Origin of the sequence: Pandoraea thiooxydans, assembly GCF_001931675.1 — a bacterium.
Classification (GTDB): Bacteria; Pseudomonadota; Gammaproteobacteria; order Burkholderiales; family Burkholderiaceae; genus Pandoraea; species Pandoraea thiooxydans.
The window spans coordinates 4,395,574-4,417,431 of the sequence record NZ_CP014839.1 but is presented as its reverse complement, the minus strand read 5'-3'; the positions used below and the strand labels follow the sequence as shown (position 1 = coordinate 4,417,431).

The following is a 21,858-nucleotide window of genomic DNA, read 5'->3' as shown; positions in this document are numbered from 1 at the left end:
CTGTACGGTCTCCTCTGGATGGTCAGACCACGCCCTGTGCGCGCCATTGCGCGATCTGCGGCGCGGTAAAGCCGAGTTCGGCCAGTACGCTGTCAGTGTGCTCGCCCAGCGCGGGAATCGGGTCCATGCGCGCATCGAACGCGTCGCCCCCGGGCGGCAACAGGGCCGGCAGCATGCCGGCCGGCGATGCGACGGTTTGCCAGCGCCCGCGCGCGGCCAGTTGCGGGTGCGTCCAGACGTCGTGCATGGTGTTGACGTGCGCGTTGGCGATGCGCGCGGCTTCGAGGCGGGCAATCGCCTGCTCGGCGTCGAGCCCGGCGAAGGCCTGCTCGATCAGCGTGCGCAGCGCCTCTCGATTGGCGCTGCGCGCGCTGTTGGTGGCAAAGCGCGGGTCGGCGGCCAGCGCCGGCTGCTGCAGCACGTCGCTGCAAAACACGACCCACTCGCGCTCGTTCTGCAGGCCGAGCATCACCGTCTTGCCGTCGCCGGTGGGAAACGGCCCGTAGGGGTAGATCGTCGCGTGCGCGGCGCCGGCACGCGGCGGCGGGCTCGCGCCCTGATAGGCGTAATAGAGCGGAAAGCCCATCCATTCGACCATCGCTTCGAGCATCGAGATATCGAGCCGGCAGCCGCGCCCGGTCTTGCCGCGCTGAATCAGCGCCGCAAGGATATTGCTGTAGGCATACATGCCCGCGGCGATATCGGCGATCGAGCAGCCGGCCTTGACCGGTTGCTCGGGTGTGCCGGTCACCGACAGAAAGCCGGCCTCGCTTTGCACCAGCAGGTCGTAGGCTTTTTTATCGCGATAAGGGCCGTCGGCGCCATAGCCGGAAATGTCGCACACGATCAGACGCTCGTGACGCTCCCGCAAGCGCTCGTAGCTCAGCCCGAGCCGCTCGGCCGCGCCCGGCGCGAGATTCTGCACCAGCACGTCGGCCTGTGCGAGCAGGCGCTCGAGCACCGGCCCAGCCTGCGCGTGCTTGACGTCGAGCGTGACGCTTTGCTTGGAGCGATTGGTCCAGACGAAATGCGAAGCCAGTCCGTCGACGCGATCGTCATAGGCGCGCGCGAAGTCGCCCACGCCCGGGCGTTCGATCTTGATCACGCGCGCGCCGAGATCGGCCAGCTGGCGCGTCGCGAATGGCGCGGCGATCGCCTGTTCGAGCGAAACCACGGTGATGCCTTCCAGAGGTCGATGCATGGCGGTGTCGGCGGCACTCAAAAGGAACGGGGCAAGCCGAGGATGTGCTCGGCCACGTAGGAAAGGATCAGGTTGGTCGAGATCGGCGCGACCTGGTACAGGCGGGTCTCGCGGAATTTGCGCTCGATGTCGTATTCGCAGGCGAAGCCGAAGCCGCCATGTGTCTGCAGGCAGGCGTTGGCCGCTTCCCAGGAGGCCTTGGCGGCGAGGTACTTCGCCATATTGGCCTCGGCACCGCACGGCGCGTGCGCGTCGAACAGCTCGCAGGCGCGATAGCGCATCAGATTGGCCGCGCTGGTCTCGATATAGCTCTCGGCGATCGGGAATTGCACGCCCTGGTTCTGCCCGATCGGGCGATCGAAAACGACGCGCTCGCGGGCGTATCGGGCCGCGCGATTGATGAACCACCACGCATCGCCGATGCACTCGGCGGCGATCAGCGTGCGCTCGGCATTCAGGCCGTCCAGAATATATTTGAAGCCGCGCCCCTCCTCGCCGATGAGGTTTTCCGCCGGAATCTCGAGATTGTCGAAGAACAGTTCGTTGGTCTCATGGTTGACCATGTTCAGGATCGGCCGCACCGACAGGCCCTGGCCGATCGCCTCGTGCAGATCGACCAGAAAGATCGACAAGCCTTCGGACTTGCGTTTGACCTGCTCTGCCGGCGTGGTGCGCGCCAGCAGAATCATCAGGTCGGAGTGCTGGATGCGCGAGATCCAGACTTTCTGGCCGTTGACCACGTAGCGGTCGCCTCGCTTGACAGCAACGGTCTTGAGCTGGGTCGTGTCGGTGCCGGTGGTCGGTTCGGTCACGCCCATCGACTGCAGGCGCAATTCGCCGCTGGCGATTTTCGGCAGGTAGTCGCGCTTCTGTGCTTCCGAGCCGTGGCGCAGCAGCGTGCCCATGTTGTACATCTGGCCGTGGCAGGCGCCGGCGTTGCCGCCGTTGCGATTGATTTCTTCCATGATGACCGACGCTTCGGCCAGCCCCAGGCCCGACCCGCCATAAGCCTGCGGGATCAGCGCGGCCAGCCAGCCGGCTCCGGTCAGCGCATCGACGAACGCTTCGGGATAGTCCCGCGCGCCGTCGACCTCGCGCCAATATTCGTCGGGATAATGCGAGCACAGGTCGCGCAGCGCATCGCGGATGTCCTGGTAACGGTCTTCGGCGGGCAGATTCATAAGGTGATCGGAACCGGTTGAAAAACGCGCCAACGCCGGCGCGCACGGCAAACTCAGGCGAAACTGGCGGAGCCCTCGAGGGCTACCCGGCCGTCGGCCGTGTAGGTCAGCAGATGCGCCTCGCCGGTGCCGGCATCGAGATCGCCGCAGACGTGGAACGGCGCGATATCGAACACCGGCTGGCGAGCCTGAAAGCTGAATGCGCCAAGCTGCGCGCCGGGTCGCTCGCGACCGAGCAAATCGAGCATCAGCGTGGCCTGCAGCGGGCCATGCACGACCAGCCCCGGATAGCCCTCGACCTCGGTCGCATAGGTGCGGTCGTAATGAATGCGATGGCCGTTGAAGGTAAGCGCGGAATAGCGGAACAGCAGCGCCGCATCGGGTGCGATGGTGCGCTGCCAGGCATGCGCCGGCGGCGCCTTGGGCTCGGGCGCAACCTTGGGCGCGCCAGCGGGCGACGGCGCGCGGTAGACGATGTCGTGCTCCTCGCGCAGCAACACTTCGCCGTCGGCGCGGCACACCTCGTGCCCGACGCAGACGAACACCAGCTCGCCGGAGCGTCCGGTCTTTTGCTCGATGTTCAAAATGGTGCTGGTGCGCTCGATCGCGTCTCCCACGCGCAGCGGTGCGACGAACTCGAAGCGGCTGCCGGCCCACATGCGGCGTGGCAGCGGCACCGGCGGCAGGAAGCCGCCGCGCCGCGGGTGGCCGTCCTCGCCCAGCTCACGCTGCGGCGCAACAGGCAGGAAGTACAGCCAGTGCCATAACGGCGGCAGCGGATCGCCCGGGCGGGCGGTAATGTCGTCGCGATCGAGTGTCGCGGCCAGCGCGCGCACAGGCGCGGCGCTCACGGTGTCGGTGCTGTGCTCGGTGCGGCCAAGCCACGGCGCGTAGGTATCGGACACGGGGCGTCTCCATCGAGGTCTGAGAATGCCGTACAGTGTGCCGCACGCCGCTCGTCGTTACAATTCAGCTTTGCTTAAGACGGTGTTTCGTTCATGCCCAGCCCCGCCCCGCCGCCGCTGCATTTCGACCTGACCGACCTGCGCCTGTTCGTCAATATCGCCGAATCGAACAGCATGACGCGCGGCGCGGCGCGCTCCAGCCTGTCGGTGCCGGCGGCCAGCATGCGCGTCAAGCACCTCGAGGATGCGCTGGCCACGCAGTTGCTGTATCGCACCCGGCGCGGCGTGACGCTCACGCCGGCCGGCCAGACGCTGCTGCACCATGCGCGGCAGATCGTGCGCCAGCTCGAATCGCTGCGCGGCGACTTGCAGGACTACTCGGCCGGCATCCGGGGCCACATTCGCCTGTTTGCCAATACCACGGCAATGACCGAATTCCTGCCGACGGCCCTGAGCGGGTTTCTGACCGGCCATCCGAGCATCAGCGTCGATCTGCAGGAGCGCCTGAGCCACGAGATCGTGCGCAATGTCGCCGAGGGCGTCGCCGATATCGGCATCGTCGCCGGCAACGTGCGCACCGACGGGCTGCAGGCGCTGCCCTATCGCAGCGACAAGCTGGTCCTGGCGACTGCCCGCCGGCATGCGCTGGCCGGTGCACGGCGCGTCGATTTTCTCGACGTGCTCGAGCACGAGTTCGTCAGCCTGCATTCCGGTAGCGCCATTCACGCCTTTCTCACCCAGGCAGCAGCCGATGCGGGGCGCGAGTTGCGCGTGCGGATTCAAGTCGGCAGCTTCGATGCGATGTGCCAGATGATCGGCCAGAACGTCGGTATCGGCGTGCTGCCGCAGTCGGCGGCGCGCAGGCACCAGCAAAGCGCCGGCCTGCATCTGGCGGCACTGGCCAACCCCTGGGCGATTCGGGACCTGAAATTGATCGTGCGCGAGATGGGCGCGCTGCCGGCTTTCGCGCAGCGCCTGGTGGCGTTTCTGCAGCAATCGGTGGGAAACTGAAGCGGCGCGATCGCCGCCGCACGGCCGCGCGAAGATCGGCGTAACATTGAAGCTTCCTGCCTTGCCTTCCCTGCCCTCTCTGCCTAAAGGAGCCATCATGCCGCGTGCCATCTGGAACGGCGTTGTGATCGCCGAAGCCCCGGCCGACGAAGTCGAACGCGTCGAGGGCAACGTCTATTTTCCGCCGGGCACCGTCGACCCGGCCGTGCTGCAATCCAGCGACTACCACACCGTGTGTTCATGGAAAGGCACCGCGAGCTACTACAACGTGGTCGTGCAAGGCGAGGTCAATCCCGACGCGGCCTGGTACTACCCGGAGCCCAAGCAGGCCGCCGCCCAGATTCGAGGCTATATCGCCTTTTGGCGCGGCGTCGAAGTCGTCGAGTGACCCGTAGAGGCGGCCGTCTCCATCTTTTCCTTTATATTGCGTGAGAGCGCGCTATACTAAATATGCCCGCTCTTGACCGTACGGGTGAACTCCATTGACCCGCCTAGGCGGGTTCTTTTTTTGGCGCTCGCCGGCCGCGCCCCACTCTCTGGGTATCCATCCGCACCCCGCGACGCCAGATGCCGCCATCCTCGATGGCATGAAAAATCCGCTCGGCAAGACGCTGCAAGCCGGCCTGCTGGCCGACGCCGGCATCAATGAAATTTTCCCGCGACGGAATGTTGAATTGATTCGCTATCCTACTTTTCTCGCCTCGTGACTTTCGGCTTCCGACCGGGTGCGGCAGGCTTCGGCAACATGGCTGCCAGCAGACACTCGGCCGCACGTCGTGCGTCGCCGGCAGCATCGGCCTGGCGGCTGACCAGCGCCACCGAGATCGCGCCGTCGACCAGCAGCAGCAACTGGCGCGCCAGCGCGGCGGCGTCGGCTGCGCCCGCCGCGCGACACAGGCTTTCGATGAACGCCAGCAAGCGCTGCTTGTGCAAACGCGAGACGTCGAGTATGGCGGTGTCCGACGGCGCGATCTGCCCGGCCGCGTTGAGAAATGCGCAACCATGGAAGTCGTCGCGGCAAAACCAGGTGCGCAGCACATCGAACATGCCGAGCAACTGCGCGGCCGGTTGCGGGGCCGAACGCAGTGTTTCGTGCTCGAACCAGGCCATCCAGCGATCGTCGCGACGCCGCAGCGCCTGCGCCACGAGGTCTTCCTTCGAAGCGAAGTACGTATAGAAGCTTTTGCGCGCGGTGCCTGACTGGCGCACGATCGCATCCACGCCGGTAGCATGGATGCTCGATGCATAGATGAGTTGCTCGGCCGCGTCGAGCAGACGCTCGCGCGGACCGGCGACGGATGTCTGCTTCATCGCTTGCTCGGAGAGAATGCCGTGGGCCGCAGGCAAGGCGCTTACAGGCCGAGATCGCTCAGGCCGGGATGATCGTCCGGCCGGCGCCCCTGCGGCCAATGAAAGAGCCGCTCGGATTCGCGAATCGGGCGGTCGTTGATGCTGGCGTGGCGTACCGCCATCAGACCTTGTTCGTCGAACTCCCAATTCTCGTTGCCGTACGAACGAAACCAGTTCTGTGCGTCGTCGTGCCATTCATAGGCAAAACGCACGGCGATCCGATTGCCGCCAAACGCCCACAGTTCCTTGATCAGCCGGTAGTCGAGCTCGCGCGCCCACTTGCGCGTGAGAAAAGCGACGATCTCGGCGCGCCCCACCGCAAACTCGGCGCGGTTGCGCCAGCGGCTGTCGGTGCTGTAAGCGAGCGACACGCGCTGCGGATCGCGTGTGTTCCAGCCATCTTCGGCAAGCCGCACCTTCTGTGTGGCGGTTTCAAGCGTGAACGGCGGCAACGGCGGGCGCGATTCGGTCGACATCATTTCACCTCGGAAGGAAGAACGCAGGGCGTGCTGACGCACGGAAAATGCGGTATTGAGTTGCGATGGTAGAACGATCGTTCCACCATGTCAAATGGGCTTCATGCCCTGCGCCGGCAGAACCCGTCAAGCCGGCTCATTGACCAAATTCGCAATAACGGGGCGGCCCGCATGCACGGCTCCGAGGCATCAATACGCATTTTCGGTGCAAATTGGCAACAAATCCATCGGGAGTTTCGGGGCTTGCCAGGCACGGGTATTGCATCGATACTGGATCTATCGGCGCCAAGGAGGTCAGATATGACGGTGAGCTACAACGAAATGGCGAGCGAATCCGGGGAAGTGCGGCGGCACTATTACAACTTCCGCGACTGGCTGCAGCGCCAGTCGGCAGACACACTGATACGCAAGCGCACCGAAGCGGACCTGGTGTTCCGGCGCGTGGGCATCACCTTCGCGGTGTATGGGGACGATGCGGGCGCGGAGCGCTTGATCCCGTTCGATCTGATTCCGCGCATCATCCCGGCACACGAATGGAAGACGCTCCAGACCGGGTTGCAGCAGCGCGTCAAGGCGCTCAATCGTTTCATTCACGACATCTATCACAACCAGGAAATCGTGCGCGCCGGCATCATCCCGGCCGAGCAGATCTTCACCAATGCGCAATACCGGCCCGAGATGCAGGGCGTGGACGTGCCGGGCGGCATCTACGCGCACATCGCGGGCATCGACGTGGTACGCGCGGGCACCGGCGAGAATGGCGAGTTCTATGTGCTCGAGGACAACCTGCGCGTGCCTTCGGGTGTGTCGTATATGCTGGAGAACCGCAAGATGATGATGCGGTTGTTTCCCGAGTTGTTCGCGCAAAACCGCATCGCGCCGGTGGCGCACTACCCTGACCTGCTGCTCGACACGCTGCGCGCGGTCGGGCCGCAAGGCAGCAGCGACGCGCTGACGGTAGTGGTGATGACGCCGGGTATCTACAACTCGGCCTATTTCGAGCATGCCTTCCTGGCGCAGCAAATGGGCGTCGAGCTGGTCGAGGGCAAGGATCTGTTTGTCGAGGACAACACGGTGTTCATGCGCACCACGCAAGGCGCGCAGCGGGTCGACGTGATCTACCGGCGAGTCGACGACGATTTTCTCGATCCGTTGGCGTTTCGCGCCGACTCGACCCTGGGCGTGCCCGGCTTGCTATCGGTCTACCGCGCCGGACGCGTCACGCTGGCCAACGCAATCGGCACCGGGGTGGCCGACGACAAGTCGATCTACCCCTACGTGCCCGACATGGTGTCGTTCTATCTTGGCGAGAAGCCGATTCTGAATAACGTGCCGACCTACCAGTGTCGCAAGCCGGACGAACTGAGCTACGTACTCGCCAATCTGCCCGAGCTGGTGGTCAAGGAAGTGCACGGTGCGGGCGGCTATGGAATGCTGGTCGGGCCGGCTTCGACGCGGGCTCAGATCGAGGCGTTTCGTGCGCAGTTGATGGCGCATCCCGACAAATACATTGCCCAGCCCACGCTGGCGCTGTCGGCCTGCCCGACCTTTGTCGAGAGCGGCATCGCGCCGCGGCACATCGACCTGCGGCCATTCGTGCTCTCGGGCAAGACCGTGTCGATGGTGGCCGGCGGCCTGACGCGGGTCGCGCTCACCGAAGGCTCGCTGGTCGTCAACTCATCCCAGGGCGGCGGCACCAAGGACACCTGGGTCCTCGAAAAATAACTCGCAGGCACACTATGCTCAGCCGTACCGCAGATCATTTGTTTTGGCTGGCGCGCTACATGGAGCGCGCCGAGAATACGTCGCGCATGCTCGACGTCAATTTGCAGAACGCCCTGCTGCCGCAATCGAACGCCAGCGAGGAACAGGGCTTGCAGGCGATCTTGCGCATTTCCGAGCTGGAGACGGCATTTCAGGCACGCCACAACCGCCTGAGCGGCCCGGCGGTAGTCGATTTCATGGTGCGCGACCCAGAGAATCCGTCGAGCATTTACAACTGCATCGCCGCAGCGCGCGAGAACGCTCGCGCGGTACGTGGCGCGCTGACTACCGAGCTGTGGGAAACCCTGAACGACACCTGGCTGGAGTTTCGCAAATTGCTGGCCGACGACCTGCTCGAGCGCGACGCACAGCATCTGTTCGAGTGGGTGAAGTTCCGCTCGCATCTCTCGCGCGGCGTCAGCGTGGGCACTTCGCTACACGACGAAGCGTATTACTTCATGCGGCTGGGCACTTATCTGGAGCGCGCCGACAACACCGCGCGCATGCTCGATGTGCGATTTCACGAAGCGCAGCAGGACATGCGTGGCGACGAGGACCCGACCCACCCGACCGATTTCTACTACTGGGCGGCGGTGCTGCGCTCGGTGTCGGGCTTCGAGATCTACCGCAAGGTGTATCGCGACGTGATCACGCCCGAGCGGGTGATCGAACTGCTGATTCTGAATCCGCGCATGCCGCGTTCCCTACTGGCCGCCCTCAACGGGGTGTGCCAGAACATCGAAGTGGTGCGCAATCGCCTGTCGCAGGATTGCGAGCGGTATGCCGGCAAGCTGCGGGCCGAATTGACCTACACCGATATCGATCAGATCCTGGCCGAGGGCATGCATACATATCTCACCGATTTTCTTGAGCGCATGTATATTTTGGGGAACAAGGTCAGCCAGACTTTCCTGATTCCCCTGACCTCTTAATGCGAACCGACCCATCATGCGCCTGAAAATCCGCCATGAGACAACGTATCGATACGCGGCGCAGGGCTATTACACCATCCAGCAGTTGCGCCTGACGCCGCGCACCGAAGTGCATCAGCGCGTGATCGACTGGCGCATTTCCGCGCCGGACAAGCTCACGCCGGCCGAGGATACTTTCGGCAACACCATGCACACGCTGGTGATTCACCATCCGCATGACAGCATCTACCTGCTCGCCGTCGGTGAAGTGGAAACCACCCCGCTGAACGAAGGCCGCCTGGACGAAGGCGAAGGGCGTCTGCCGCTGCTGCAGTACACGTGCGCCACCCGGCTGACCGAGGCCGACGACACCATTCTCGCGCTCTCGGCGGGCACCGCATTCAACACCCCGCAAGACCTGCTTCGGCTGGCCGAAACCATCCTGGGCCGGGTCGAATACGAATCGGGCGTAACCGAGGTGACCAGCTCTGCCTCGCACGCGCTGGCGCTGGGCCGCGGCGTGTGCCAGGATCACGCGCATCTGATGCTGGCCTGCTGTCGCGCGCACGGCGTGCCGGCGCGCTATGTGAGCGGCTATATCGATCCGGGCGACGTGCCGCACGCGGCAAGCCACGCATGGGCCGACGTATGGCTCGACGGCTACGGCTGGGTAAGCGTCGACGTCACCCATGCGCGCTACGCCAGCGGCAACTATTGCCGACTGGCTATCGGCCGTGACTACGATTCGGCCGCGCCGGTGCGCGGCATGCGCGTGGGCGGTGCCACCGAGCATCTGAGCGTAAAGGTCTCGGTCGACAGCCTCGATCAATAGAAAACGCGCGCGCCGGGCGGCACGGACACGCCGTGCGCCCCGCGGGAACGGAGTAAAATGCGCCGATTCGTCTCGTTGAGTTTGTTATGACTTACTGTGTGGCCATGCGGCTCGATGCCGGCCTGGTTTTTCTGTCGGATTCGCGCACCAATGCCGGCGTCGATCATGTCAGCACGTTCCGCAAAATGACCGTGTTCGAGCGCGCCGGGGAGCGCGTGCTGGTGCTGCTCTCGGCCGGTAACCTGGCCATCACGCAGGCGGTGCGCCTGGTGCTCACCGAAAGCGCCAATCCCGACCAACCGAGCCTGTGGAACGCCGCCAACCTGCATGACGCGGCGCGCGCGGTCGGCGACGCGGTGCGCTTCGTGCATGCGCGCGATGCCAGATCGCTCGACGAGTTCGGCGTCGACTTCAACTGCAGCTTCATCCTCGGCGGCCAGATCGCCGGCGAGCGTAGCCGGCTATTCCAGATCTACGCGGCTGGCAACTTCATCGAAACCTCGCCGACCAATCCGTATTTCCAGATCGGCGAATTCAAATACGGCAAGCCGATCATCGACCGCGTCGTCACCCCCGCCACTTCGCTCGACGAAGGCGCCAAATGCGCGCTGATCTCGATGGACTCGACGCTGCGCTCGAACATCTCGGTAGGATTGCCGCTGGACCTGCTGGTCTACGAGGAAAACAGCCTGCGCGTGACTCGCTTCGCACTGCTCGACAGCGAAAACGCCTACTATCGAATGATCCACGGCACCTGGGGCGAACGCCTCAAGCAAGTGTTCTCGGAAATTCCCGATCCCGACTGGCAGCACCTCGCCGGCACCGCGCCGGCCGCCGGACGCGCGATGGCGCAGCCCGTCTATGCGCCGGTACCGGCCGGCGATGCCGCACCAGGCGCGGCCGTGCCGCAAACGCTGGCGCAGGATTTCGATCGGAAAGTGCCAAGGTAAATTCGACGGTGTGGCCAATACCAGGGCGAGCTCACGCCGGATCCTTTGCGCCACTCCCTCATGCGCATTGACATGGCCGATGGCGCCGCCAAAACCGGTAGATCAACAAGTCCGCGGCGCTCGGTCAGATAGGCGTAGCCAACACCTGCCGTCAAATCGTCACCCCCCTCCCGTTGCAGCTCGCCTTGACAAACCCGGTAGGGTCGCTGCCCAGCATTCGCCCCGTCGCGCCACTACGAACGAACCGTTTCCTTGAACGCCGGCCGCTCGATCAACTCACGATGCCAGGCAATCAGCGACGGCATCGCCGGCGGCGCGGGCAGCACGCCGGCGAAGTTCTCGAGCAATCCGATCCAGCGGTGCACCGCCAAGCCGATCACGATGTCCGCCACGCTAAAGCCGGTCGCCGCGATGAAAGGTTGTTTGGCCAGCACCGCTTCGGCCATTTGCAACTGGCGAGAAGCATTTCCAAACGATGTGTTGATGGCATCGTAATCCCGCTGCGGCTCGGGAGTACGGGTCAAGCCCAGGAAGGCCACGCGCAGCGTAGCCCAGAGGGTGCCGAGCTGCCAGTCCATCCAGCGCTCGACGTCAGCACGCTTGGCCGGATCGCCGGGCAACAGTGCGCCGTCGCCGCGCGTTGCGGCAAGGTAGCGCACGATACTGTTCGATTCCCACAGCACCAGATCGCCCTCGACCCAGGTCGGCACCAACCCGTTCGGATTGAGCGCCAGATACTCCGGGGTGCGCACGACGCCGAAGTCGAGGCCGGCATCGATGCGTTGATAATCGCGCTGCTCCATCAGGCCGAGCTCGGCCAGACACCAGATAACCTTCTGGACGTTGATCGAACTGCGTCTGCCATACAGTTGCATGAAAGGCTCCTTGAGGTTGGATTGCGGATTCTGACCTGCCGCGCCGTGCTCGGGGATACACGAGGCTGCGGGCATAGTGAGCCTCGGGGGCGGTCAGCGTCCGGCCGCCCGGAGGGCGCGAAGCATCACGCAATGTACTTTTCGGCGCCCAGAAAGCACAAGGGGTTACGTGAAATTCACGTAACCCCTTGACTTGATTGGTGCCGGCTGCAGGACTCGAACCCGCCACCTGATGATTACAAATCAACTGCTCTACCAGATGAGCTAAGCCGGCGAAGACGCGTATTGTACCCGATTCCGTTGGTCGCATTCATCCGAATCGAGCCGCATGCGGCGCGGGGCGCCGGGTTGCGCTATTTGATGACCTTGAGATGGCCGCGGTTGCCGTTGGGGCCGCGTGGCGGTTCGTCGTTGTCGTCGTCGCTGGCGTCTGTGGAGGCGAGCTCCGGGGCGGCGCCGGCCGTCGACAGCGGCGCGAGGGCCGGGGCGGTTTTGTCGACCGGGAAAGCCATGCCTTGTCCGTTTTCGCGGGCATAGATGGCGAGCACGTTGTTGACCGGGATTTCGATTTTCTGCGCAACGCCGCCAAAGCGCGCGCTGAATTCGATCCAGTCGTTGCCCATTTGCAACCCGCTGGTGGCGTCGAAGCTGATGTTCAGGACGATTTCGCCGTCCTTGACGAATTCGCGCGGCACACGTGTGCCCGCGTCGACGTGCACCGCCATGTAGGGGGTGTAGCCGTTGTCGGTGCACCACTCGTAGAGCGCGCGCAGCAGGTAGGGTTTGGTTGAGGTTTCTGGCATGGGGTGTGGCGTGAAAACCGGCGCGCCGACAGCGGGCGCGCCTCGGGTCGCTGACGGATCAGCGGCGCATCACTTTCTCCGATGGGGTCAGTGCTTCGATGTAGGCGGGCCGGCTGAAGATGCGCTCGGCGTATTTGAGCAGCGGGGCGGCGTTTTTGGAGAGTTCGATGCCGTAGTGGTCGAGGCGCCACAGCAGCGGCGCGATGGCCACGTCGAGCATCGAGAATTCGTCGCCCAGCATGTATTTGTTCTTGAGGAAGATCGGCGCGAGTTGCGAGAGGCGGTCGCGAATGGCCAGGCGCGCTTTTTCGTGCGCCTTTTCGGCCGCGCGGCCTTTGTCGTTCTCGAGCGTGCTCACGTGCACGAAGAGTTCTTTCTCGAAGTTGAACAGGAACAGGCGCGCCCGTGCCCGCTGCACCGGATCGGCCGGCATCAGTTGCGGGTGCGGAAAGCGCTCGTCGATGTATTCGTTGATGATGTTGGACTCATACAGAATGAGATCGCGCTCGGCCAGGATGGGCACCTGGCCATAGGGGTTCATCACGGCGATGTCTTCAGGCTTGTTGAAGAGATCGACGTCGCGGATTTCGAAATCCATGCCTTTTTCGAACAGCACCAACCGGCATCGCTGGGAGAATGGGCAGGTGGTGCCCGAATATAGAACCATCATAAGCGTTATCCTTGAAAACCAAAGGGGCTAGCAGCGGGAAGGCCCTTCCCCCGTTCCTAGCCCCACTACGAAATTGTGATTACTTGACGTCTTTCCAATAGGCCGCGTTCAAGCGCCAGGCCAGCACAGTGAACAGCCCGAGGAACAGCAGCACCCACACGCCAAGTTGGCGGCGGGTACGCTGGGCCGGTTCGGACATCCAATCCAGATAAGATACCAGATCGGCCACCGTGCTATCGAATTGCACCGGCGTGAGCGTGCCCGGCGTTACCTGGGTGAAGCCCGCAAAGGCTGGCGCATGCCCTTCTTCACCGCCCGCGCCGGCACTGGCGACCTGCTTCAACACCCGCTCGCCTTGCAGTTGCCACAGCACATTGGGCATGCCGACATTGGGGAACACGATGTTGTTCCAGCCTGTCGGGCGCGAATCGTCGCGATAGAACCCGCGCAGGTAGGTGTAGAGCCAATCGGTGCCGCGCGCGCGGGCCTCGACCGACAGGTCGGGGGGCGCCGCGCCGAACCACTTCTTGGCGTCTTCGGGACGCATCGCCACCTTCATGGTGGCGCCGATCTTGTCGGTGGCGAAGAGCAGATTATCCTTGATTTCCTTGTCGGTGAGTCCGAGTTCGGTCAGGCGCGAGTAGCGCATGGCCGCGGCGCTGTGGCAGCTCAGGCAGTAATTGACGAAAATTTTCGCGCCATGCTGGAGTGCCGCCAGGTCGTCGATGCGATTGGGGGCCGGGTCGAGCGGTACAGGCGCCTCCTGGGCGAGCACCGGCGTGGCGAACAAACCGATGAGCGCGAGAATTGCGAACAGTTTCTTCATCTTGGTATCCCGTGTCGTTTGGTTTCGCTCAATGGGCCGCGTAAGTGACGCGCTCGGGCACAGGCTTGAAGGTGCCGGCCCGAGTCCAGAACGGCATGCCCCAGAAGAACGCGAAGTAGTACAGCGCGAAGACTTGCGACAGCGCGGTCTTGAGCGGGGTCGGCTCTTGCGTGCCCAGGTAGCCGAGGATGAAGAAAACGATCACCAGGATGCCCAGCAGGACCTTGTGAAATCCGGGACGGTAACGAATCGATTTGACCGGACTCTTGTCGAGCCAGGGGAGGAAGAACAGCGTAAGCACCGCACCGCCCATGACGACCACGCCCCAGAACTTGGCCTCGGTGAAGTACATCGCGAGCAGCAGCAGCACCACCAGCACCGTGCCGATGCCCTTGCACTTGAGGCTTGCCCTGCCTCGTACCAGCCATAGCACGGTAAGGGCGGCGGCGATGCCCATCAGGATGTGCTTGAAGTCGTCGGTGGTAGCGCGCAGCATCGAGTAGAACGGCGTGAAGTACCACACCGGCGCGATGTGCGGCGGCGTCTGCAGCGGATTGGCCGGAATGAAGTTGTTGGCTTCGAGGAAGTAACCACCCATGGTCGGGGCGAAGAATACGATGAAGCTGAACACCATCAGGAAGACTCCGACCCCCATGATGTCGTGCACCGTGTAATAGGGGTGGAACGGCACGCCGTCGAGCGGCACGCCTTTTTCGTCTTTCTTTTCCTTGATTTCGATGCCGTCGGGATTGTTCGATCCGACTTCATGCAGCGCGATGATGTGCGCGACCACCAGACCGATCAGCACCAGCGGGATGGCGATCACGTGAAACGCGAAGAAGCGGTTGAGCGTGGCGTCGCTGATGACGTAGTCGCCACGAATCCAGAGCGAGAGGTCCTTGCCGATGAACGGAATGGCGGAGAACAGGTTGACGATCACCTGGGCGCCCCAGTACGACATTTGTCCCCACGGCAGCAAATAGCCGAAGAAGGCTTCGGCCATCAGGCACAGGAAAATCAGGCATCCGAAGATCCATACCAGTTCGCGCGGCTTGCGGTAGGAGCCATACAGCAGGCCGCGGAACATGTGCAGGTAGACCACGACGAAGAACATCGAGGCGCCGGTCGAGTGCATGTAGCGAATCAGCCAGCCCCACGGCACGTCGCGCATGATGTACTCGACCGAGAAGAATGCCAGCTTCGCGTCGGGCTTGTAGTTCATCACCAGGAAGATGCCGGTGAGCACCTGAATCACCAGCACCAGCATCGCCAACGAACCGAAGAAGTACCAGAAGTTGAAGTTCTTGGGCGCGTAGTATTCGGAGAGATGCTCTTTCCAGAGCTTGGTCAGCGGAAAACGCCGATCGATCCAGCCGATCAGCCCTGTCGTTTCGACTTTCTTATCGGCGGCCATGTTACGCCTCTCCTTTTTCGTCTTTACCGATCACCAGGTGCGTGTCGGACAGGTACATGTAACGGGGGACATCGAGATTCTTGGGCGCCGGCTTGTTCTTGAAGACCCGCCCGGACATATCGTAGGTCGAACCGTGACAGGGGCAGAAGAAGCCAGGAAAGTTGCCGAGAGCCGGAACGATATCGGCTTCGAACGGACCGGAAGGAATGCAGCCGAGGTGGGTGCAGATGCCGATGACGACGAGGAGATCCTTGTGTTCGACGCGAGCCCGGTAGGGGTTCTCGCAGTAGGACGGCATCGGGTAATTGAAAGGATGCTTTGAATCGGGATCGGCCAGCTGACTCGTGTCGGCGCTCAGAGAGGCCATTTCATCGGGCGTGCGCCGCACGATCCAGACCGGCAGACCGCGCCAGCTGACGGTCATCTTGTCGCCGGGCTTGAGACCGCTGATGTCTGCCTCGACCGGCGCGCCGCCCGCCTTGGCCCGCTCCGAGGGCTCCATTGAACTGACGAAAGGTACCAGGGTTGCCACACCACCGACTCCACCGACCACAGACGTTGCGATTAGCCAAGTTCGGCGGCTGTTGTCGACGTTCTTTTCTTGATTGTCACCCATCACAGTCCCCAAGTTTGAATTTGGATTTTCCGTCAACCGTAAATTATACTCCACCACCCTTGGCGGCCAGCCTGTCGGCAAGTATCGCCGCCATAACGCATTTCGGTATTGACCAGCGCCTCGCATTGACGCCAGGCGCGTATTTGTTCATGATCGGCGTGCGGTCTCGACCAGCTCGAAACAAAACCAACAGCGGGAGGTTTAGCATGAGTATGCTGCAGGAGTTCAAGACATTCGCACTCAAAGGCAATGTGATGGATCTGGCCGTGGGCGTCATCATCGGCGCCGCCTTCGGCAAAATCGTCGATTCAGTCGTCAAGGATCTCATCATGCCAGTGGTCGGGGCCATGTTCGGCGGTCTGGATTTTTCGAATCACTTCATCAGGCTTGCCGCGATTCCGCCAACCTTCAAAGGCAATCCGGAATCCTATGCAGACCTGACGAAGGCCGGCGTCGCGGTGCTCGGCTATGGCAGCTTCATCACCGCCTTGCTGAACTTTATCATCCTGGCCTTTATCATCTTCGTGATGGTCAAGCAGGTCAACCGTCTGCGCAAAGAGCCGCCGCCCGCGCCTCCCGCGCCCACCCCAGAAGATATCCTGTTATTGCGCGAAATTCGCGACAGCCTGAAAAAATAAATCGCCGTTGGGTCGGAACGGACAGCTCCGGTTCATACCGGATTGACGATATCGACGAAACGGTGCTCGATGCCGAAGCGCTGGGCCAAATGCTCGCCCAGCGCCATGATTCCCCAGCGCTCGGTGGCGTGATGTCCGGCCCCGATATAGGCGACGCCCGTCTCGCGCGCCAGATGGGTGGTCTGCTCCGAGACTTCGCCGCTTATGTAGGCATCGGCGCCAGCTGCCACGGCCGCCTCGAACATACCCTGCGCCGCGCCAGTGCACCATGCCACGTGCCGCACCGGCCGGCCGGGCTCGCCCAGCAGTAATGGCGAGCGCCCGAGCGCCGCACCGATCCGTTCAGCCAGCGCGCCGGCATCCATGGGGGTCTCGAGTACGCCCAGCCAGCCGAGCTGGTCGGGCCCGAACCGCCCCGTGGCGCGCAGGCCGAGCCGGGCGCCGAGCTGCGCGTTATTGCCGAGCTCGGGATGCGCGTCGAGCGGCAGGTGGTAGGCAAACAGATTGATGCCATGGGTGAGCAACAACCCCAGACGGCGCCCCTTGTAGCCGACGATGCGAGGATCCTCGCCCTTCCAGAAGTAGCCATGGTGCACCAGTACGGCATCGGCCCGCCACTGGATGGCTTCCTCGAGCAGAGCCTGGCTGGCGGTGACGCCGGTGATCAGCCGGGCCACCTCGGGGCGCCCTTCGACTTGCAGTCCGTTGGGACAGTAATCGCGAAATTGCGCGGTTTGCAGCGCTTCGTTCAGATACAATTCCAGTTCATCTCGGTTCATCGCCTCTATCCCTTACATGCTCAGACGCTTCTGGCTGTTATTCGCGCAAGCCGTGACGGTCCTGCTGGCACTGCTGTTCATCGTCGCGACGCTCAAACCGCAGTGGCTGCAGCGCCAGGGCTCGTTCGGACGCCAACTGGCCAACCCGATCATCGCCCTGCAGGAAGTCGCCCCCAGCTTCAGCGACAAGCCCGCGCCGGGCTCGTACGCCGAGGCTGCCGAGCGCGCCACGCCGGCAGTGGTCAGCATTTTTTCCAGCAAAGATACCGCCCCACGCTCCACCCCGCAGGCGAACGATCCGCTGTTCCGTTATTTCTTCGGCGACGGCGGCGCCATGCGCCAGGAGCCGGTGTCGAGCCTGGGTTCGGGCGTGATCGTCAGTCCCGATGGATACATTCTAACCAACCATCACGTGGTCGCGGGTGCCAACGAGATCGAGGTGGCGCTCCCTGACGGCCGCAAGGCTGCCGCCAAGCTGGTGGGCAGCGACCCGGAAACCGACCTGGCGGTGCTGAAGATCAATCTGAATCATTTGCCTGCCATCACGCTGGGCCGCATGGACCGCGTGCATGTCGGGGACGTTGTGTTGGCCATCGGCAACCCGTTCGGTGTGGGCCAGACGGTGACGATGGGCATCATCAGCGCGCTGGGGCGCAATCATCTCGACATCAGCGCATTCGAAAACTTCATTCAGACCGATGCCGCAATCAATCCCGGCAATTCGGGGGGCGCGCTGGTGGATACGCAGGGTAATCTGGTCGGCATCAACACGGCGATTTACTCGCGTAACGGCGGCAACATGGGGATCGGCTTTGCGATTCCGGTATCGACCGCGCGCTCGGTGATGGAAAGCATTATCACAACCGGCACGGTAACGCGCGGCTGGATCGGCGTCGAGCCGCAGGATATTACCTCCGACATCGCCGAGTCGTTCAATTTGCAGCAGGATGCCGGGGTGATTGTCGCTGGCGTCGTGCAAGGCGGGCCGGCCGATCTCGGCGGCATTCAGCCGGGCGACATCCTCACGCAGGTCAACAAGCAATCGATAACCGACACTTCACAGCTGCTCAACGTCATTGCACAACTCAAGCCCGGCAGCAGTGCCGTGCTGCATGTGCTGCGCAAGCAGAAACCAATGGATATCACGGTATCGATCGGCAAGCGTCCGCCGCCTCCGCCGCAGCCGGACGATACCGGCACCGACGGCGGCGGCGCCGAGTGACGTAGTTCGGGATTCACCTTCGGCGCACTGCTCGGTGTAACCAGCGCGCGCAATGCGTGACCGAAGGCGCGGCACTCAGGACGCGGATTCTTCCGCCTCGTCGGCCTCGTCGGCGTCCTCAGCCGGCCGGTTTTTCGCCCACAGGCGGGCCGCGATGATGCCGAATTCATAAAGCAGGCACAGGGGCACCGCGAGCATCATCATCGAAAGCATGTCGGGCGGCGTGACGACGGCGGCGACGATGAACGCGCCGACAACCGCATAGGGACGCATCTGCTTGAGCTTGGCAATGCTGACGAAACCCATGCGCACCAGCACTACCAACACCACCGGCACCTCGAAAGTCACCCCGAACGCGAGAAACATGGTCAGCACGAAGCTGACGTAGTTATCGATGTCGGTGTTCATCTGCGCGCCCAACGGGGCGTTGTAGTGCGCCATGAAATGAAAGATGGTGGGAAACACCAGGAAGTACGCGAACACCATCCCCAGCAGGAACAGAACATAGCTGCTGACCACCAGCGGCATCACCAGCTTTTTTTCATGCTTGTACAGCCCGGGCGCAATGAAAGCCCAGGCCTGGTAGAGCACGAACGGCAGCGCGATGACGAAAGCGACCATCATCGTGACTTTCATCGGAACGAAAAACGAGCCGGTCACATCGGTCACGATCATCTTGCCGCCAGCCGGAAGATTGCGTGTGAGCGGCCGCGACAGCAGCCGGAAAATGTCCGGCGCCCAGTACACCAGCCCGAAGAAAATCACGATCACCGAAGCGCCTGCCCGAATGATCCGGTCACGCAATTCGATCAGATGCGAGATGAAGGTTTCGTTGCCCTCATCCGAAACTTGGTTGTCGTCGCTCACGCCCGACCTTAATGAGAGGTTATCGCGGCTCGCCGGACCGGCGCCGCATTATTAGAAGAATCTGGCCGGCCGCCGCATGCGGGCCGGCGTGTGACGCGCTACACGCGCCGCCGCCGACTGCACCTGGGTCCGTTTGAGACTCGCCTTCTTGAACCAGACCGGTGTGGCGCTCTGCCGCACGCGCCAGTTGCGACGCTTGGTCGTTGTTCGCAGCGAACTGCCGATACGCGACTCGATCATGCCATCGGTCGTCTCGGCAGTCGCGCTATCCCCCGCTACCGCGCTCTGCCAGGCTTCATTGAGCGCGCTCTCCTGCTCCTTTAGGTTCTTGCGAATGGCCGCCTCGGTTTGACGGGCTGCGTCCTCGAATTCCGCGCGCATGGAACGCAGGCCGTCGAGCTCGATTTCGCGGCTGACTTCAGCCTTAACGTCGTTGATGTAGCGTTGCGCCCGGCCGAACAGCGCGCCCGCGGTGCGCGCGACCTTGGGCAAACGCTCGGGACCGATGACGACCAGCGCCACGATACCGATCAGCATCATCTTGGATAGATCGAAATCGAACATGCCGCGCGCCTCAACCTTGCTTTTGGCTGCTGCTATCCTTGACTTCCACGTCGATCGCGTTGCCGTCGCGCAGTTCTTTCACTGCCGGCTTGTCGGAGGCGGCCGACGTCGAAGTCGTGCTATCGCCTTCCTTCATGCCTTCCTTGAAGCCCTTGACCGCGCCGCCCAGATCGCTGCCGATATTGCGCAGCTTCTTGGTGCCAAACACCATCATCACGATGACCAGCACGATCAACCAATGCCAAATGCTCAACGAACCCATATCCACTCTCCTTGCAGCCGTGCGGCTGTGCCGCCCGGCAAACACGACGCCAATCCAGCCGGATAGGCATCAACCCCTTGAAAACCTGTGGTGTCCGGTATTTGGCCGGTTGCCACGCCGTCATCCCATGCGCTTCCATGGCCGTGGTCCGGCCAGCACATGCATATGTAAATGATAGACCTCTTGGCCACCATCCGGCCCCGTATTAATTACCACACGGAATCCGCCCGCGCCATCGGCATAACCATGGCCTTGCTCACGAGCCAGATTGGGCGCCAACGCAAGCATTCTACCAAGCAACGCCTGATCCGCCGGATTTTCTGGCAGGCAATCGGCCAGTGTCTCGATATGCCGCTTCGGGATGACCAGCAAATGCAGCTTGGCGGCCGGATTGATGTCGTGAATGACGATCAGTTGATCGTCTTCGAACACCCGCTTGCCAGGAATTTGACCCGCGGCGATCTTGCAGAAAATACAATTCTCGTGACTCATATGCCCTCGTTTTTTTGAGTCGCGCGGCGCGACGTTGTCATGACCGGGTCGCCATCATGGGTACATGCGCTTGCCGTCATGGAGATAGAGCCAACCCTTGACGATACGGTAGAGCGTCCAGATGCCCAACACCCACAACACGGCAAAGCCGACCAGCACCAGAGCCAGCGCCACGCCGATCACGCCCCATAGAACCGACCACCAGAAGGTGCGAATTTGCCAGTCGAAATGGGATTCGTAAAGCGTGCCGGCGACGTCGTCTCGCTTGACGTAATTGATGATGATCGCCACCAGCGCGGTCACTCCGCCGGTCAGCCAGAAAATGGCGTACAACGCATACAGGATATGCGTGAGCTTGCGGAGCTTGTCGTCCTGTTCGGCGTCGAGCGGCGTGTGCGCCGCCGGATAATCGGTCATCAGGTGCCCCCCGACAAATGGTAGTGAGATGCGCCGCTCGTGCGACTCAATCGCCCGCCTGCTCGCGAGCACGCACCTTGCGCAGGGCCTTTTCCTCGATGCCGGAGAGTCCCTCCCGACGGGCCAACTCGGTCAGTACGTCGTCGGGCGACAGGTCGTGGTGCGCCAGCATCACCATGCAATGAAACCAGAGATCCGCCGTTTCGCCGACCAGTTTGGCACGCGTATCGCCCTGGTTGCCGGCGTGTTGGGCATCCTTGGCCGCCATCACGACTTCGGTGGCTTCCTCGCCGATCTTCTTGAGGATGCCATCGTCGCCCTTGTGAAACAGGCGAGCCACGTATGACTTCTCGGGATCGCCGCCCTTGCGGGATTCGATGACAGCCGCCAGGCGGCGCAGGGTATCGCTCATGCTTGAACCTATTTACTTGTAAATGCTGTGCGGATCTTTCAGTACAGGCTCGACCGCGCTCCAGGTGCCGTCGGCCGCATTGCCCTCGAATTTCTGAAAGAAACAGGCGTGCCGCCCCGTGTGACAGGCGATGCCGCCGTGTTGCTCGACCTTGAGCAACACCACGTCTTCATCGCAGTCCAGGCGGATTTCACGGACCGTCTGCACATGGCCGGACTCTTCGCCCTTGTGCCAGAGCCGGTTGCGCGAGCGCGACCAGTAAACCGCCTCGCCCGTCTCGACCGTGCGCGCCAATGCCTCGCGATTCATCCACGCGACCATCAGCACATCGTTGCTGCCGACTTCCTGCGCGATGGCGGGCACCAGCCCTCGCTCGTCCCAATTCACCTTGTCCAGCCAGTTAGCAGACATGATCGTTTC

Annotated in this window: 28 protein-coding genes and 1 tRNA gene; 9 read left to right on the top strand and 20 right to left on the bottom strand. The window is 62.8% G+C overall.

Features of this window, described 5'->3' with window-relative positions:
* Positions 1-22: 22 nt before the first annotated feature.
* Genes PATSB16_RS20520 through PATSB16_RS20510 form a run of 3 tightly spaced genes read right to left on the bottom strand, consistent with a single transcriptional unit; the run spans position 23 to position 3,287 of the window.
* Positions 23-1,201 (bottom strand): CaiB/BaiF CoA transferase family protein, encoded by a 1,179-nt coding sequence (locus PATSB16_RS20520; protein WP_047216799.1) that lies wholly within the window; start codon positions 1,199-1,201, stop codon positions 23-25.
* 17 nt (positions 1,202-1,218) lie between these two features.
* Positions 1,219-2,382 carry an acyl-CoA dehydrogenase family protein gene (locus tag PATSB16_RS20515; protein WP_047215817.1) on the bottom strand — a complete coding sequence of 388 codons (1,164 nt, stop codon included), beginning with the start codon at positions 2,380-2,382 and terminating at the stop codon, positions 1,219-1,221.
* A gap of 53 nt (positions 2,383-2,435) precedes the next feature.
* On the bottom strand, positions 2,436-3,287 hold the full coding sequence (locus PATSB16_RS20510; RefSeq protein WP_237170267.1) for an HTD2 family dehydratase: 852 nt from the start codon (positions 3,285-3,287) through the stop codon (positions 2,436-2,438).
* Positions 3,288-3,404: 117 nt separating this feature from the next.
* On the opposite strand from PATSB16_RS20510, the gene PATSB16_RS20505 reads away from it, so the two are divergent.
* The 3 genes from PATSB16_RS20505 (at position 3,405) to PATSB16_RS21035 (ending at position 5,005) form a co-directional block, all read left to right on the top strand.
* Entirely contained in the window at positions 3,405-4,298 is an 894-nt protein-coding gene (locus PATSB16_RS20505; RefSeq protein ID WP_206093721.1) for a LysR family transcriptional regulator, read from the top strand.
* A 97-nt stretch (positions 4,299-4,395) separates the two neighbouring features.
* Positions 4,396-4,686, top strand: coding sequence for a DUF427 domain-containing protein (locus tag PATSB16_RS20500; RefSeq protein WP_047215814.1), 291 nt, complete (start codon positions 4,396-4,398; stop codon positions 4,684-4,686).
* A gap of 94 nt (positions 4,687-4,780) precedes the next feature.
* Positions 4,781-5,005: a hypothetical protein gene (locus PATSB16_RS21035; protein ID WP_169918205.1), complete on the top strand. Its 225-nt coding sequence runs from the start codon at positions 4,781-4,783 to the stop codon at positions 5,003-5,005.
* Here the strand turns inward: PATSB16_RS21035 and PATSB16_RS20495 are convergent.
* Positions 4,986-5,609: a TetR/AcrR family transcriptional regulator gene (locus PATSB16_RS20495; RefSeq protein WP_047215813.1), complete on the bottom strand. Its 624-nt coding sequence runs from the start codon at positions 5,607-5,609 to the stop codon at positions 4,986-4,988. The genes PATSB16_RS21035 and PATSB16_RS20495 overlap by 20 nt on opposite strands.
* Positions 5,610-5,650: 41 nt before the next feature.
* Positions 5,651-6,127, bottom strand: a complete 477-nt coding sequence (locus PATSB16_RS20490) for a nuclear transport factor 2 family protein (protein ID WP_418303876.1) — start codon at positions 6,125-6,127, stop codon at positions 5,651-5,653.
* A 297-nt stretch (positions 6,128-6,424) separates the two neighbouring features.
* On the opposite strand from PATSB16_RS20490, the gene PATSB16_RS20485 reads away from it, so the two are divergent.
* The 4 genes from PATSB16_RS20485 to PATSB16_RS20470 all read left to right on the top strand — a co-directional run bounded on the left by PATSB16_RS20485 (position 6,425) and on the right by PATSB16_RS20470 (position 10,581).
* The gene (locus tag PATSB16_RS20485) at positions 6,425-7,849 is read left to right on the top strand and encodes a circularly permuted type 2 ATP-grasp protein (RefSeq protein WP_047215812.1); all 1,425 of its coding nucleotides are present in this window, start codon (positions 6,425-6,427) and stop codon (positions 7,847-7,849) included.
* Between the two features lie 14 nt (positions 7,850-7,863).
* Positions 7,864-8,820, top strand: a complete 957-nt coding sequence (locus PATSB16_RS20480; RefSeq protein WP_047215811.1) for an alpha-E domain-containing protein — start codon at positions 7,864-7,866, stop codon at positions 8,818-8,820.
* Positions 8,821-8,836: 16 nt separating this feature from the next.
* A complete protein-coding gene (locus tag PATSB16_RS20475; protein ID WP_047215810.1) occupies positions 8,837-9,631 on the top strand; it encodes a transglutaminase family protein in 795 nt (264 codons plus the stop codon).
* Between the two features lie 86 nt (positions 9,632-9,717).
* Positions 9,718-10,581, top strand: coding sequence for a proteasome-type protease (locus tag PATSB16_RS20470; protein ID WP_047215809.1), 864 nt, complete (start codon positions 9,718-9,720; stop codon positions 10,579-10,581).
* A 233-nt stretch (positions 10,582-10,814) separates the two neighbouring features.
* On the opposite strand, the gene PATSB16_RS20465 is transcribed toward PATSB16_RS20470, so the two are convergent.
* The 7 genes from PATSB16_RS20465 to petA form a co-directional block, all read right to left on the bottom strand.
* A complete protein-coding gene (locus PATSB16_RS20465; protein WP_047215808.1) occupies positions 10,815-11,456 on the bottom strand; it encodes a glutathione S-transferase family protein in 642 nt (213 codons plus the stop codon).
* A gap of 198 nt (positions 11,457-11,654) precedes the next feature.
* Positions 11,655-11,730: transfer RNA gene (locus PATSB16_RS20460), tRNA-Thr, on the bottom strand.
* A 79-nt stretch (positions 11,731-11,809) separates the two neighbouring features.
* Entirely contained in the window at positions 11,810-12,259 is a 450-nt protein-coding gene (locus PATSB16_RS20455; protein ID WP_047215807.1) for a ClpXP protease specificity-enhancing factor, read from the bottom strand.
* A 58-nt stretch (positions 12,260-12,317) separates the two neighbouring features.
* The gene (locus PATSB16_RS20450) at positions 12,318-12,929 is read right to left on the bottom strand and encodes a glutathione S-transferase N-terminal domain-containing protein (protein WP_047215806.1); all 612 of its coding nucleotides are present in this window, start codon (positions 12,927-12,929) and stop codon (positions 12,318-12,320) included.
* A 79-nt stretch (positions 12,930-13,008) separates the two neighbouring features.
* Entirely contained in the window at positions 13,009-13,755 is a 747-nt protein-coding gene (locus tag PATSB16_RS20445) for a cytochrome c1 (RefSeq protein ID WP_047215805.1), read from the bottom strand.
* Between the two features lie 28 nt (positions 13,756-13,783).
* The gene (locus PATSB16_RS20440; protein ID WP_047215804.1) at positions 13,784-15,169 is read right to left on the bottom strand and encodes a cytochrome b; all 1,386 of its coding nucleotides are present in this window, start codon (positions 15,167-15,169) and stop codon (positions 13,784-13,786) included.
* A gap of 1 nt (position 15,170) precedes the next feature.
* Positions 15,171-15,785, bottom strand: a complete 615-nt coding sequence (petA, locus tag PATSB16_RS20435; protein WP_047215803.1) for a ubiquinol-cytochrome c reductase iron-sulfur subunit — start codon at positions 15,783-15,785, stop codon at positions 15,171-15,173.
* 206 nt (positions 15,786-15,991) lie between these two features.
* On the opposite strand from petA, the gene mscL reads away from it, so the two are divergent.
* Positions 15,992-16,423 (top strand): large conductance mechanosensitive channel protein MscL, encoded by a 432-nt coding sequence (mscL, locus tag PATSB16_RS20430; RefSeq protein ID WP_047215802.1) that lies wholly within the window; start codon positions 15,992-15,994, stop codon positions 16,421-16,423.
* 32 nt (positions 16,424-16,455) lie between these two features.
* Here mscL and PATSB16_RS20425 read toward each other — a convergent pair whose 3' ends face one another.
* Entirely contained in the window at positions 16,456-17,202 is a 747-nt protein-coding gene (locus PATSB16_RS20425) for a Nif3-like dinuclear metal center hexameric protein (protein ID WP_047215801.1), read from the bottom strand.
* A 16-nt stretch (positions 17,203-17,218) separates the two neighbouring features.
* On the opposite strand from PATSB16_RS20425, the gene PATSB16_RS20420 reads away from it, so the two are divergent.
* The gene (locus PATSB16_RS20420) at positions 17,219-18,424 is read left to right on the top strand and encodes a Do family serine endopeptidase (RefSeq protein WP_047215800.1); all 1,206 of its coding nucleotides are present in this window, start codon (positions 17,219-17,221) and stop codon (positions 18,422-18,424) included.
* 75 nt (positions 18,425-18,499) lie between these two features.
* Here PATSB16_RS20420 and tatC read toward each other — a convergent pair whose 3' ends face one another.
* The 7 genes from tatC to hisI form a co-directional block, all read right to left on the bottom strand.
* Positions 18,500-19,291, bottom strand: coding sequence for a twin-arginine translocase subunit TatC (tatC, locus tag PATSB16_RS20415; protein ID WP_047215799.1), 792 nt, complete (start codon positions 19,289-19,291; stop codon positions 18,500-18,502).
* A 51-nt stretch (positions 19,292-19,342) separates the two neighbouring features.
* On the bottom strand, positions 19,343-19,855 hold the full coding sequence (gene tatB / locus PATSB16_RS20410; RefSeq protein WP_047215798.1) for a Sec-independent protein translocase protein TatB: 513 nt from the start codon (positions 19,853-19,855) through the stop codon (positions 19,343-19,345).
* A 10-nt stretch (positions 19,856-19,865) separates the two neighbouring features.
* The gene (gene tatA, locus PATSB16_RS20405) at positions 19,866-20,117 is read right to left on the bottom strand and encodes a Sec-independent protein translocase subunit TatA (RefSeq protein ID WP_047215797.1); all 252 of its coding nucleotides are present in this window, start codon (positions 20,115-20,117) and stop codon (positions 19,866-19,868) included.
* Positions 20,118-20,237: 120 nt separating this feature from the next.
* Positions 20,238-20,609 carry a histidine triad nucleotide-binding protein gene (locus tag PATSB16_RS20400; protein ID WP_047215796.1) on the bottom strand — a complete coding sequence of 124 codons (372 nt, stop codon included), beginning with the start codon at positions 20,607-20,609 and terminating at the stop codon, positions 20,238-20,240.
* A 54-nt stretch (positions 20,610-20,663) separates the two neighbouring features.
* Positions 20,664-21,026 (bottom strand): DUF4870 family protein, encoded by a 363-nt coding sequence (locus PATSB16_RS20395; RefSeq protein WP_047215795.1) that lies wholly within the window; start codon positions 21,024-21,026, stop codon positions 20,664-20,666.
* A gap of 46 nt (positions 21,027-21,072) precedes the next feature.
* Entirely contained in the window at positions 21,073-21,438 is a 366-nt protein-coding gene (locus PATSB16_RS20390) for a phosphoribosyl-ATP diphosphatase (RefSeq protein ID WP_047215794.1), read from the bottom strand.
* 12 nt (positions 21,439-21,450) lie between these two features.
* Positions 21,451-21,849 carry a phosphoribosyl-AMP cyclohydrolase gene (hisI, locus tag PATSB16_RS20385; protein ID WP_047215793.1) on the bottom strand — a complete coding sequence of 133 codons (399 nt, stop codon included), beginning with the start codon at positions 21,847-21,849 and terminating at the stop codon, positions 21,451-21,453.
* Positions 21,850-21,858: the final 9 nt, after the last annotated feature.

Coding starts and splice junctions, on each gene's coding strand:
- PATSB16_RS20485 (WP_047215812.1), top strand. CDS start 6,425: ATGACGGTGAGCTACAACGAAATGGCGAGCGAATCCGGGGAAGTGCGG.
- PATSB16_RS20480 (WP_047215811.1), top strand. CDS start 7,864: ATGCTCAGCCGTACCGCAGATCATTTGTTTTGGCTGGCGCGCTACATG.
- PATSB16_RS20450 (WP_047215806.1), bottom strand. CDS start 12,929: ATGATGGTTCTATATTCGGGCACCACCTGCCCATTCTCCCAGCGATGC.
- PATSB16_RS20495 (WP_047215813.1), bottom strand. CDS start 5,609: ATGAAGCAGACATCCGTCGCCGGTCCGCGCGAGCGTCTGCTCGACGCG.
- petA (WP_047215803.1), bottom strand. CDS start 15,785: ATGGGTGACAATCAAGAAAAGAACGTCGACAACAGCCGCCGAACTTGG.
- PATSB16_RS20400 (WP_047215796.1), bottom strand. CDS start 20,609: ATGAGTCACGAGAATTGTATTTTCTGCAAGATCGCCGCGGGTCAAATT.
- PATSB16_RS20395 (WP_047215795.1), bottom strand. CDS start 21,026: ATGACCGATTATCCGGCGGCGCACACGCCGCTCGACGCCGAACAGGAC.
- PATSB16_RS20390 (WP_047215794.1), bottom strand. CDS start 21,438: ATGAGCGATACCCTGCGCCGCCTGGCGGCTGTCATCGAATCCCGCAAG.
- PATSB16_RS20470 (WP_047215809.1), top strand. CDS start 9,718: ATGACTTACTGTGTGGCCATGCGGCTCGATGCCGGCCTGGTTTTTCTG.
- PATSB16_RS20500 (WP_047215814.1), top strand. CDS start 4,396: ATGCCGCGTGCCATCTGGAACGGCGTTGTGATCGCCGAAGCCCCGGCC.
- PATSB16_RS20465 (WP_047215808.1), bottom strand. CDS start 11,456: ATGCAACTGTATGGCAGACGCAGTTCGATCAACGTCCAGAAGGTTATC.
- PATSB16_RS20520 (WP_047216799.1), bottom strand. CDS start 1,201: ATGCATCGACCTCTGGAAGGCATCACCGTGGTTTCGCTCGAACAGGCG.
- PATSB16_RS20475 (WP_047215810.1), top strand. CDS start 8,837: ATGCGCCTGAAAATCCGCCATGAGACAACGTATCGATACGCGGCGCAG.
- hisI (WP_047215793.1), bottom strand. CDS start 21,849: ATGTCTGCTAACTGGCTGGACAAGGTGAATTGGGACGAGCGAGGGCTG.
- tatB (WP_047215798.1), bottom strand. CDS start 19,855: ATGTTCGATTTCGATCTATCCAAGATGATGCTGATCGGTATCGTGGCG.
- tatA (WP_047215797.1), bottom strand. CDS start 20,117: ATGGGTTCGTTGAGCATTTGGCATTGGTTGATCGTGCTGGTCATCGTG.
- mscL (WP_047215802.1), top strand. CDS start 15,992: ATGAGTATGCTGCAGGAGTTCAAGACATTCGCACTCAAAGGCAATGTG.
- PATSB16_RS20455 (WP_047215807.1), bottom strand. CDS start 12,259: ATGCCAGAAACCTCAACCAAACCCTACCTGCTGCGCGCGCTCTACGAG.
- PATSB16_RS20420 (WP_047215800.1), top strand. CDS start 17,219: ATGCTCAGACGCTTCTGGCTGTTATTCGCGCAAGCCGTGACGGTCCTG.
- PATSB16_RS20425 (WP_047215801.1), bottom strand. CDS start 17,202: ATGAACCGAGATGAACTGGAATTGTATCTGAACGAAGCGCTGCAAACC.
- PATSB16_RS20445 (WP_047215805.1), bottom strand. CDS start 13,755: ATGAAGAAACTGTTCGCAATTCTCGCGCTCATCGGTTTGTTCGCCACG.
- PATSB16_RS20515 (WP_047215817.1), bottom strand. CDS start 2,382: ATGAATCTGCCCGCCGAAGACCGTTACCAGGACATCCGCGATGCGCTG.
- PATSB16_RS20490 (WP_418303876.1), bottom strand. CDS start 6,127: ATGATGTCGACCGAATCGCGCCCGCCGTTGCCGCCGTTCACGCTTGAA.
- PATSB16_RS20440 (WP_047215804.1), bottom strand. CDS start 15,169: ATGGCCGCCGATAAGAAAGTCGAAACGACAGGGCTGATCGGCTGGATC.